The sequence below is a fragment of the Synergistaceae bacterium genome (assembly GCA_017443945.1).
GTDB lineage: Bacteria > Synergistota > Synergistia > Synergistales > Aminobacteriaceae > JAFUXM01.
The window spans coordinates 1-10,330 of sequence record JAFSXS010000103.1; the positions used below are offsets into that span (position 1 = coordinate 1).

General features: G+C 41.6%; 10 protein-coding genes. 6 read left to right on the plus strand and 4 right to left on the minus strand.

The genetic code is table 11. The features are described from left to right. Positions 1-119: 119 nt before the first annotated feature. From IJT21_10550 to IJT21_10575, 6 genes are all read left to right on the plus strand, one after another. Positions 120-1,358 (plus strand): NAD(P)/FAD-dependent oxidoreductase, encoded by a 1,239-nt coding sequence (locus IJT21_10550; GenBank protein MBQ7578689.1) that lies wholly within the window; start codon positions 120-122, stop codon positions 1,356-1,358. After that, positions 1,359-2,129: a type III pantothenate kinase gene (locus tag IJT21_10555; GenBank protein MBQ7578690.1), complete on the plus strand. Its 771-nt coding sequence runs from the start codon at positions 1,359-1,361 to the stop codon at positions 2,127-2,129. Then, entirely contained in the window at positions 2,126-3,064 is a 939-nt protein-coding gene (locus tag IJT21_10560) for a tRNA-dihydrouridine synthase family protein (GenBank protein MBQ7578691.1), read from the plus strand. The genes IJT21_10555 and IJT21_10560 overlap by 4 nt, the downstream gene beginning before the upstream one ends. After that, the gene (locus tag IJT21_10565; protein MBQ7578692.1) at positions 3,057-3,314 is read left to right on the plus strand and encodes a TIGR03905 family TSCPD domain-containing protein; all 258 of its coding nucleotides are present in this window, start codon (positions 3,057-3,059) and stop codon (positions 3,312-3,314) included. Before IJT21_10560 ends, IJT21_10565 begins: the two co-directional genes overlap by 8 nt. Continuing rightward, complete coding sequence (locus IJT21_10570; protein ID MBQ7578693.1) at positions 3,311-3,616, plus strand: hypothetical protein; 306 nt, start codon at positions 3,311-3,313, stop codon at positions 3,614-3,616. Before IJT21_10565 ends, IJT21_10570 begins: the two co-directional genes overlap by 4 nt. 79 nt (positions 3,617-3,695) lie before the next feature. Then, positions 3,696-4,247, plus strand: a complete 552-nt coding sequence (locus IJT21_10575) for a PH domain-containing protein (GenBank protein ID MBQ7578694.1) — start codon at positions 3,696-3,698, stop codon at positions 4,245-4,247. Between the two features lie 37 nt (positions 4,248-4,284). Here the strand turns inward: IJT21_10575 and topA are convergent, their stop codons facing one another. From topA to IJT21_10595, 4 genes are all read right to left on the minus strand, one after another. Then, entirely contained in the window at positions 4,285-6,468 is a 2,184-nt protein-coding gene (gene topA / locus IJT21_10580; GenBank protein ID MBQ7578695.1) for a type I DNA topoisomerase, read from the minus strand. 294 nt (positions 6,469-6,762) lie between these two features. Beyond that, entirely contained in the window at positions 6,763-7,704 is a 942-nt protein-coding gene (gene metA / locus IJT21_10585; GenBank protein MBQ7578696.1) for a homoserine O-succinyltransferase, read from the minus strand. A 7-nt stretch (positions 7,705-7,711) separates the two neighbouring features. Next, a complete protein-coding gene (locus IJT21_10590) occupies positions 7,712-9,121 on the minus strand; it encodes a hypothetical protein (GenBank protein ID MBQ7578697.1) in 1,410 nt (469 codons plus the stop codon). Positions 9,122-9,124: 3 nt separating this feature from the next. Further along, positions 9,125-9,820, minus strand: a complete 696-nt coding sequence (locus IJT21_10595; GenBank protein ID MBQ7578698.1) for an NAD-dependent protein deacylase — start codon at positions 9,818-9,820, stop codon at positions 9,125-9,127. Positions 9,821-10,330 lie beyond the last annotated feature (510 nt).

Here is a 10,330-nt window from a genome sequence, read left to right on the forward strand (position 1 = left end):
CCGCCCACCCGGTTTTGACTCTGGAGTCGCGGTTAGGCAAAAGTTTTTAGCAGCTAATTAAATTTTTCCCTGCTATTATATTATGTTGACTATAAAGCAAAGGAGCTAATAATTTCTATATGGAAAATTTCGACACACTCATAATCGGCGGAGGCCCGGCGGGGTTAATGGCTGCAATTCGTGCAGGCTCGCTCGGACAAAGAGTCATAATCGTCGAGAAAAATGCGACTCTCGGCGAAAAACTTTTAATTTCAGGGCGGGGACGCTGTAACTTCACTAATGCAGAACCAGACATAAATAATTTCATCGCTAAATACGGCGAGAAAGGAAAATTTTTATATTCAGCATTCAGCAAGTTCGGCCCTCACGAGACTATGGCATTTTTCGCAAATCACGGCGTAGAACTCACAGAAGAACGCGGCAAAAGAGTCTTCCCCACGTCAGGAGGCAGTCAAAGAATATTAGACACGCTCATAATGCAATGCAGAAAATATAACGTCAAAATTTTTCGCTCAAATCCCGTTAAAGCTCTCAAGATAAAAGACTCGCGAGTCCTTTACGTAATCACAGAAAATGAAGAAATCAGCGCAAATAAATTCATAATCGCTGCAGGCGGCAAATCTTACCCCCGCACAGGTTCAACGGGCGACGGCTACAGACTCGCACAACAGGCAGGACACACAATCACAAAATTATATCCTGCTCTCGTTCCGGTAAAGACTCAAGAAACTTGGCCGAAATTAGCCAGCGGATGTGATTTAAGAAATGTAAGACTCACAGTGATTCGCAACGGTATCGACATAGATAATAGATTCGGGCAGATGGAATTTACTAATTTCGGAGTCAGCGGCCCCATTGTAATGGACTTAAGCTCGTTTATTCCTGAATGGCAGGAAGGCGCAGAGAGTCTCGAATTTTCCCTAGATTTAAAGCCTAGTCTAACTCATGGGATATTAATAGAACGAGTCAAACGCGAAATAAAAAAATTTTCAGGCCGTAAAAGATTCGCAGGTCTCGCGCGTTCATTAGTTCCCGCAAAATTAACACCTTTGATTCTCGAATTGTCCGATATTCCGCACGATAAGCCCATTGAATATATTTCAGACGAAGAAATTTTTGAGTTCGTGAAATTGCTCAAAGATATACGAATGCACATTAACGGGCTATGGAGCTTCAATAATGCAGTAGTAACAAACGGAGGAGTCAGCCTCAAGGAAATAGAGCCTTCAACAATGAAATCAAAATTGTGCGATAATTTATACTTTGCAGGTGAAATATTAGACCTTAACGGCCCGTCAGGAGGATTCAACCTTCAAATTTGCTGGAGCACGGGCTATATTGCAGGGAGCGTGAATTAATTGTTATTAGTACTTGACACGGGCAACACAACTATTGCAGCAGGAGTCTTCGACAACGATAAATTAATTGCACATTGGCGGCTTACTTCTGTATCTCGGACATCTGACGAAATCGGCGTTTATCTGCTTGATTTATTAGCGAGCAAAAATATTAATCCATCATCAATAACGGGCGCGGCCTTTGCTTCTGTTGTGCCTTCATTAGATTTTGCGATTACTGAGGCGATAAAGCAATATTTTAACGTGAACCCTCTGCAGGTTGACTCGAAAACTAATACAGGACTCGAATTAAGAATCAAGAATCCTAATGAAGTAGGCGCAGACAGAATCGTAAACGCTTTTGCAGGTCTTCACAAGTACGGTGCTCCCGTTATTGTCGTCGATTATGGAACGGCTATAACATTTGACTGTGTCGCACAAGATCGCGCGTATATAGGCGGAGTAATTGCCCCCGGTCTTGTGTCGGGAATATCTGCTTTGTTCTCGAAGGCTGCGAAATTGCCTCAAGTCGCGCTGTCAATCCCTGAAAAAGTAATAGGCATCGACACAACAGAAAGTATTCAGTCAGGAATCTTATACGGCAACGGAGGCTTGACAGATAGATTAATTGACATGATTCGCGATAATGACTCGATGAAGGACGCAAAGGTCGCAGCAACAGGAGGACACGCGGATTTAATGCAAAAAGTTTCGCGCAATATTCAATATGTAGATAAATGGCTTATGCTTGAGGGCCTGAAATTAATTTACGAGAGAAATAATAAATCATGATTCGTGCGGGAGGTCTTGAACTCGATAATAATTTATGTCTTGCACCTTTGGCAGGAGTAACGCTCTTGACCGTGAGAGAATTTTTTACGCAGATGGGAGCAGCTTTGACTCATACGGAAATGATAAGCTGTTCGGGGTTAATTCGCGATAATGCAAAGACTCTCGACATGCTCAAAGTAGCGAGTCATGAAGGGCCGTTAATTGTGCAGTTGTTTGCGCCTGATGAAAAAATTTTATTCGAGGGAGCTTTACGAGTAATCAATCATTGCGAAAGATTTTCAGGTCTGGGCATAAATATGGCGTGTCCAATGCCTAAGATTACAAAAAATGGTGCTGGTTCTGCTTTAATGCGCCGTCCGGAAATTGCGTCAAAAATGGTCAAGTGCCTGAAAGATTTAAATTTTCCTGTATGGGTCAAGACCCGCAAATTTGATGATGACAACGAGACTCTAAAGTTTGCCGAGCTTCTAATAAATTCCGGAGCAGATAATATTTGCATTCATGGGCGCACACCTTCACAGCGTTACGAAGGAATTGCGGACAGGAAAATAATTTCTCTTGCTGCTAAAAATTTTCCCGGCTATATCAGTGCAAGCGGCGACGTAAAGAATCTTTCTGACATTGACGAATATTTAAGCATGGGCTGCGTTATGATAATGCTTGCTAGAGGTGCTTTTGCTAATCCGTGCATGTTTGAAGAGTTCAGGGGCGTTTACAGGACTCAGAGTGAAAAACTTGACGCGCTGATAAATTTTGCGTACAGAACCCGTGATTTATTGAGCGAACATAAAGCAATAGTATTAATGAAGAGATTCGCAGGCAGCATGATAAAATTCAAAAACGGCTCGGCAGCTTTAAGACAGCAGGCAATGTTATCTAATAGTTTGGACGAGCTTATAAATATTTTACGGTTAGGAGTGATAAACAATGAGTAAGCACGTTGATTTTATGCCAAATGGAGTATGTTCGCGATTTATTATGTTTGATATTGATGATGATAACAAGATTCACGGACTTAATTTTGTCGGAGGTTGTCCCGGAAATTTGAAGGCGATCTCGAAACTTTTAGAGGGTGCGGACGCTTCACAAACTGCGAAAATATTGCGCGGGAATCTTTGCGGGAGTCGAGGTACTTCATGCGCGGATCAACTCGCAATAGCAATAGAAGAGGCTTTAGCGTCATGAAAATTGATGATAAATTCGGAAGTATCTGGGATGAACTCCCGCAGAAACGCGAAAAACGAGTCCCAACAAATCAAAGCGACGCACTAGAACTCGTGAACGCTGCACAGTCAAGCATGGATAAATCGACTCTTAAAGCATGGGACAGCCATAATAATATGATGAAGAAGTCGGCAGAATTACGAAAGATTCAGGCGCGAAAAAAGGCCATAGAGCAGCAATATCAGGAAGACCGCGAAGAACAACGCGAAATAATGGCAAAAATCGCGATTGAGAATGCACAAAGGCGTGAAAAATTGAAATAATCAGCACTAATTCATTTGCTATAATATTCACGATTTAAACAAGAAATTTTTTGTTTATGAAGGAGGAAATTTTTTCATCATGGAACCTGTTTACAAGTATTACAAACCGGCGTGGAAGAGCTTTTATAAACTTTGGATGCTAATGCTCTTGATTCTCATTCTTGCTGGTATAGGCACATATTACGGCCCGTTCAAGTGTCAGCCCGACTCTAACCTCTGCAAATGGATGTGGATAATCGTAGCAGTAATTGAAGTCTTGATGTTCTTGTACATTGCAGTAAAGCGCAAGACAATGCAGTTAATTTTGCGTAATAACCCGAACAAGGCCGAAGATCAAGAAGTCGCATTTGTCATAATACATCCGTTAAAGCCTTTCAGCGCTGATTTTCGCGAGTCAATTGAGATAAGTCTTGCAAATATCACACATATTAAAGTCGGTCAAACCATGATGCAGTCATTATTGGGAATCGGCGATTTAATTATTACGTCATCAGGTACGAGCGGTGAAGAAATTGTAGCGAAAAATATTCCTCATCCTCAAGCAGTACGCGATGAAATTCAGATTCACGCAAGAAGTTACACAATGCCCAATCCGTCGCAATCACCTAACCTGACACAACCGCAGCAATAAAAATTTTAAGGGAGTCAAAAGCGGCTCCCTTTTTTATTTACTCTGACTCAGTCTCGACCTTATATTTACATTTTGCGCAAAAAATTGTCGAGCCTCGTTTGTATAAATCTTCTCCGCATTCAGGACATTTTTCGCCGGCTGGTCTGTTCCACGCAACGTAATCGCATTCAGGATAACGCGAGCACCCGTAAAAAGTCCGGCCCTTTTTGCTTTTGCGTTGTACAATATCGCCCTCTCCGCATTTGGGACACTTCACACCGATAGTGCTTAAAATCGGCCGTGTATATTTGCATTCCGGATAATTTGAACACGCAATGAACTCACCGAATCTCCCGCGCTTTTGCACTAAATCATGACCGCATTCAGGACATTTTTCGCCGATAGGTTCAGGAGCAGGCAGAGGCACTTTCGGGGCGTTTTCTGCTTCACTCAACGTATTAGAAAATTCCCCCCAGAACTCTCCGACAACATCAAGCCATTTTCTTTGGGACTCTTCGATTTCGTCAAGCTCCTTCTCCATTTGTGCTGTGAATCCCGCGTCTACTATTGATGATAGATCTTTGCGGTTGAAATATTGCGCAAGAAATTCATCAACTATTAATCCCAGTGCAGTAGCTTTGAATCGCTTTTCTTCGTTTTTCTCGATGTAATTGCGCGACTCAAGAGTTCCGGCTATTGTCGCATAAGTTGAAGGCCGTCCGACTCCGTTTTCCTCAAGAGTCTTAATTAATCCTGCTTCAGAATATCTTGCTGGCGGTTTCGTAAATTTCTGCTCGTCTTGAACCTTTAGCAGCTTCAAAATTTCGCCCTCGTTAATCTGCGCGACTTCAGCACCTTTTATATCAAGAGGCCATAAAACGCTCCAACCGTCAAATATAAGTGTCTCGCCTTCCTGCTTGAGACTGACTCTTCCTGCGTCGGCCTTAACTGTAGATTTTGCTGTAATTGCAGGACTCATTTGACTTGCTGTAAATCTGCTCCATATCAGCGAATATAATTTTTGCTGGTCGGGCGTTAAGAATGCTTTTGTCTTGTCAGGCGTTAAATTTATGTCAGTCGGTCTAATTGCCTCGTGAGCGTCTTGGATATTCACGTTTTTATTTGTGCTTCCGAAAATATTTGCTGTCTTGGGTAAATATTCGGGCTTGAAATTTGCTTTGATAAATTCTCTGCACGACGTTAGAGCTTCTTTCGAGATTCGCAAACTATCAGTACGCATATAAGTTATTAAACCGACATGGCCGCGTCCGGGGATATTTATTCCTTCGTAGAGTGCCTGAGCTATTCTCATCGTGTGAGCCGGTACCATGCTTAAACGTCTTGAGGCTTCCTGCTGTAGAGTACTTGTCCTAAAGGGTGCCGGTGCTGAATGCGCGCTTTCTTTGGACTTGAACTCACGCACTATTAATTCATGAGATTTAATTTCGCTGATAATTTCGTCTGCTTTCTCCTGAGAATTAATCAACAACGGCAAATTATTCTTCATGAGCGTTTTTCCGTCGAGTTTATATGCGCGTAATTCGTAAATATTTTTATCGTGCTTGGCCTGTGCTGTGATTACCCAGTAAGGATCCGGAACAAATTGCATGATTTCGCGTTCACGTTCGCAAATTAAATTAAGCGCGACAGATTGAACCCTCCCCGCTGACAGGCCGTAACGTATTTTTTTCCAGAGTAACGGACTCAAAGTATAACCCACGAGTCTGTCTAATATTCTGCGTGCCTGTTGTGCGTCTACTTTGTTGATGTCTATATAATCAGGATTCTTGACGGCGGTTTTTACGGCGTTCTCTGTGATCTCGTAGAATCTGACTCTGCATTTCTCCGACAAATTTACTCCCAAAATATCGGCCAAGTGCCACGCAATAGCTTCACCCTCTCTATCGGGGTCAGACGCTAATAAAACGTGTGAAGCATTCTCGGCGAGCTTGATTAATTCATTCTTTAACGCTGCTTTACCCTTCACTAAAATATATTCCGGCGCGAAATCGTGTTCAATGTCAATAGCGAGTCTGCTCTTGGGTAAATCTTTCATATGGCCTTTGCTTGATCTGACTATGTAGCCGCGTCCGAGCATGTTCGACAGTGTTGCAGCCTTTGACGGAGACTCAACGATAACTAAAATTTTGCCTTTGTCCGCAGAGTCTTCGAGGGGCTTGCGGGTTTTGCGTTTTGTTGCTGTCTTAGTTGATGATTTCTTAGTTTTGCTGGTTTTGCTAATTTTTTCCTGTACTGACTCATTTTTCGAGACAGATTTTTTTGCTGCTGGAATTGTAATTACCCCCACACATAAATTTTTCGTACATATATTTATATCACAAATTTTAGAATATACTTATTAAATATTTTATCGGGAGCAAAATTTACCGTTTTTATCGCTGCAAATGGCCGCTTACTGGGGGGGGGGTGCGGGGGGGCTCTGGGGCCCCGCATGAGCGCTACAAAATTTTTTATCGCTGCAAATGACCGCATAAGCAAGTTAGCGCCAAAACCTTTTTACAACTTATTTCAATAATTAGTCTTTATTGTTCAGATCCAAATCTGTAATTTTTCGTGCGTCATAGGGCGTTTGCTGGTAAACAAAATAATTCAGCCAGTTTGAATATAATAAATTTGCGCTGCTTCTCCATGTGCAGACAGGAGTCTTTGTCTCGTCATCGTTCGGGAAATAATTGCAGGGAACATGAATCGCAAGTCCAGCACGTTTATCACGGAAATATTCAAGTGCTAAAGTCTCCGGGTCATATTCTGAATGTCCAGTTATGAATAATTGCCGGCCTTCGTTCGTTGAAATCGCATAGACTCCAGCCTCGTAACTTTCTGATAAAATTTTCAGCGCAGGAACCCTCAATATATCCCCGCGCATTATAGTCGTGTGTCGTGAATGAGGCACCATAAATACATCATCAGAACCGCGAAATAAAATCGAGCCTTTATGCGTGACTCTGTGCTTGAATACCCCGAACATTTTTCGCGGCAAATGAATCTTAGGCACTCCATAATGATAATATAACCCGGCCTGCGCTCCCCAGCAAATATGAAACGTGCTGTGAACATGAGATTTACTCCATTCCATTATGTCGCACAATTCCGGCCAATAATCGACGCTCTCAAACGGCATAAGCTCAACAGGTGCGCCCGTGATAATCATTCCGTCGTAGAAATTTGCTTTGACCGAATCAAAATTTTTATAGAACGCTATCATGTGTTCAATCGGCGTGTGCTTAGGAGTCCTCCCGCTGACAGTCATTAAATCAATTTCCACCTGTAACGGCGTATTACCAAGAAGGCGCGCTAATTGAGTTTCCGTTACAATTTTCGTCGGCATTAGATTCAATATTAAGATTCTCAGCGGTCTTATGTCCTGACTCTGTGCGCGACGTTCAGTCATGACAAAAATATTTTCCTGCACTAATACATTTGCTGCCGGTAAATCGCCGGGTATATTTATAGGCATAATTTATTTACTCTTCGGGCTTGGCCGTGAACATGCTGACAAAAACTTTGTGAGTCTCTCTCGGCAAAATTCTATAGCCCTTCTTTTCCTTCGTCATCCAGAGCGAATAATCTTTATAGAAACCTTCAGCGAGTGCCAGTAAAGATTTTTTGCGGTTTTCCTTTATTTGCTGCTCAAATGGAGTCTTTAATCTTCTGTCCTCGTCCGAGTCCCATCTGAATGTGCCTAATGCGTAACTTGCTGACTTGTCCTCGCCTCCGATCGGGAACGCAGGAATTAATAACGAGTGATCCTGCCAATCATAAGTCCCTAAACCTTGACCAGGTACAAAAATTGCGCGCGGGATTCCGTACATTCTGACTCTAGGAACGTTGAACATTTCTATGTCGAGGCCGTCAAAATCTTCAAGAATCGCATACATTTTCGCATAATCGCTCGGCATTGAGTCTGGCTGGCATAAAAGCGACGTATCAGCACGGGCATTTTTTGCGGGGACGGTCAAATAATCGCGTTTTTTCACGAGCATATTACGTAATTCTCCGCGTCTCATTTGTGCTGACATTCCTTCGCAGTTGTCAGAAATTTTCTTGACTCGGCGTGCGATTTTCACTGCGTCAATTTGCGAATATAAAATTTTCTTGGCTATAACTTTAGTTTTCTCGTGGAGGGCTGCAAATTTTTCGGCCTTAGCTGGCGGTAATGGGTTAGCTTCGTTTTTCTGCACGGTTGAAATTAGGAGCAAGATACTTTTTTCAGCGTCAAAATATGCCTTGCGTTCCTGTGCAAATTTCTGTCTTACTGCCTCGCTTCCTTCTCGATATTCGGGGACTCTCATATTTACTTTCATGGCCGAAATCAGAAAATTATTCATGTTCGTTAATAATTGGCGCACGTCTAAATTATTCGGGTAGGTGTCATCAATTTCACGAACAAATAAATCGCGTTCTTTCTGTGCTGCTGCGAGTTCAGAGTTTAAATAATTGATTCTGTCATCAAGCGACATACCGATAACAGGTACAGGAATATCATAACCGTTAATAGCTGCCCAGCATTCAGCAATATAATCAGAAAGAGTCATAGCAGGAAGAATACCGCCGGCACATTTTGAGGCGAGATAATTTTTTGCGTCAAAACTTTTGCTGAGATTCAACAATCCCGGAATACAGCCTAAATCAATAAATAAACGCTCTTCTTCGTCAAATGTCAATACTTCAGGATTATTTTTTGTCTGTGCGTCGACGAGTGCAAATAAAATTTCCCAATAACAGCTTGACATACTCTGCCATAACTTAGCGGCTTGAACTTTATCGTCAGTTTTTCCGGTCGCTAATAATTTGCCGTACTTGTAATTATAGTTGTCTAATTTTTCTACTGCCTGCGCAACTTCCGGAACTTTTTCCCATCGTTTGAACGCCATTTTTTATAATTCCTCCTTTAATAATTCATCGCGCATTATCGCAACGCCCTTTGACGCAACTTCTTTAATGACTCGAAATTTCAGCCATCCGGGGACGTCTACTTCTTTCGGGTCAATTAAGTACGCTTTTGTGCCTCCCCGCAAATCATGAACGAGTCCCGCAGCCGGATATACTACTAAAGACGAGCCTACGACCGCAAAAATATCAGCTTCACGCACGAGTCTGGCAGCTTCCATTATTAACGGAACAGCTTCACCGAACCAGACAATATGAGGCCGCAATAATTCCCCGTCTGAGTTTTTCTCGTCATAAGCTAATTTGCGATAACCGATGTCAATAATTTTATTTTCGTTGTTGACTGCACGAGCCTTTGTTAATTCGCCGTGTAAATGCAAAACTTTTGTACTTCCTGCTCTCTCGTGTAAATTGTCTACATTCTGAGTGATTATGTGAACGTCAAAATATTTCTCAAGCTCGGCCAAAATTTTATGACCTTCATTAGGTTGTGCTTTCTCTAATTGTGCGCGCAAATCGTTATAGAAGTCTGTCATTAAACGCGGGTTTCTGTACCAGCCTTGAATACTTGCGACATCTTCAACGTTATATTTTTCCCATAAGCCGCCGGAATCTCGAAAAGTTTTGAAGCCGCTTTCTGCACTAATTCCCGCACCAGTGAGAACAACAAGTTTCTTAGTCATAAAAATTTTTCGCCTCCTGTAAAATTTTGTGAATAAATTATGATTAATGATAGCACATTCAGAAAATTTTTTTGTTGAAGGCTTGTGTGTGAAAATTTGCGTGATAAAAATTTTTTTTCTTTGCGAGTTATTGTGAATGCATGAACGAGATTAAATTTTTGTAGTTGCAAATGTAGTTGTAAGAATTTATTTTTTGCGGGAAAAACTTTTTGTAGATATTATATCACTTTCTTTGCTTGCCCAAAACTTTAGATATAAGCATTATATTTTTGTTGAGCTATATTAAATTTGTTATATGTGCGCGACCCGTTTTTTTTTTCCAGTCCGTAATTATAAATGCATGTTCCCGAAATACTTTTATGACATTATATTTTTGTTGAGCTATATTAAATTTGTTGTATGTGCGCGACCCGTTTTTTTCCAGCCCGTAATTATAAATGCATGTTCCCGAAAGACTTTTATGACATTATATTTTTGTTGAGCTATATATATTAAATTTGTTGTATGTGC

Coding starts and splice junctions, on each gene's coding strand:
- IJT21_10595 (MBQ7578698.1), bottom strand. CDS start 9,820: ATGACTAAGAAACTTGTTGTTCTCACTGGTGCGGGAATTAGTGCAGAA.
- IJT21_10575 (MBQ7578694.1), top strand. CDS start 3,696: ATGGAACCTGTTTACAAGTATTACAAACCGGCGTGGAAGAGCTTTTAT.
- metA (MBQ7578696.1), bottom strand. CDS start 7,704: ATGCCTATAAATATACCCGGCGATTTACCGGCAGCAAATGTATTAGTG.
- IJT21_10550 (MBQ7578689.1), top strand. CDS start 120: ATGGAAAATTTCGACACACTCATAATCGGCGGAGGCCCGGCGGGGTTA.
- IJT21_10560 (MBQ7578691.1), top strand. CDS start 2,126: ATGATTCGTGCGGGAGGTCTTGAACTCGATAATAATTTATGTCTTGCA.
- IJT21_10590 (MBQ7578697.1), bottom strand. CDS start 9,121: ATGGCGTTCAAACGATGGGAAAAAGTTCCGGAAGTTGCGCAGGCAGTA.
- IJT21_10570 (MBQ7578693.1), top strand. CDS start 3,311: ATGAAAATTGATGATAAATTCGGAAGTATCTGGGATGAACTCCCGCAG.
- IJT21_10565 (MBQ7578692.1), top strand. CDS start 3,057: ATGAGTAAGCACGTTGATTTTATGCCAAATGGAGTATGTTCGCGATTT.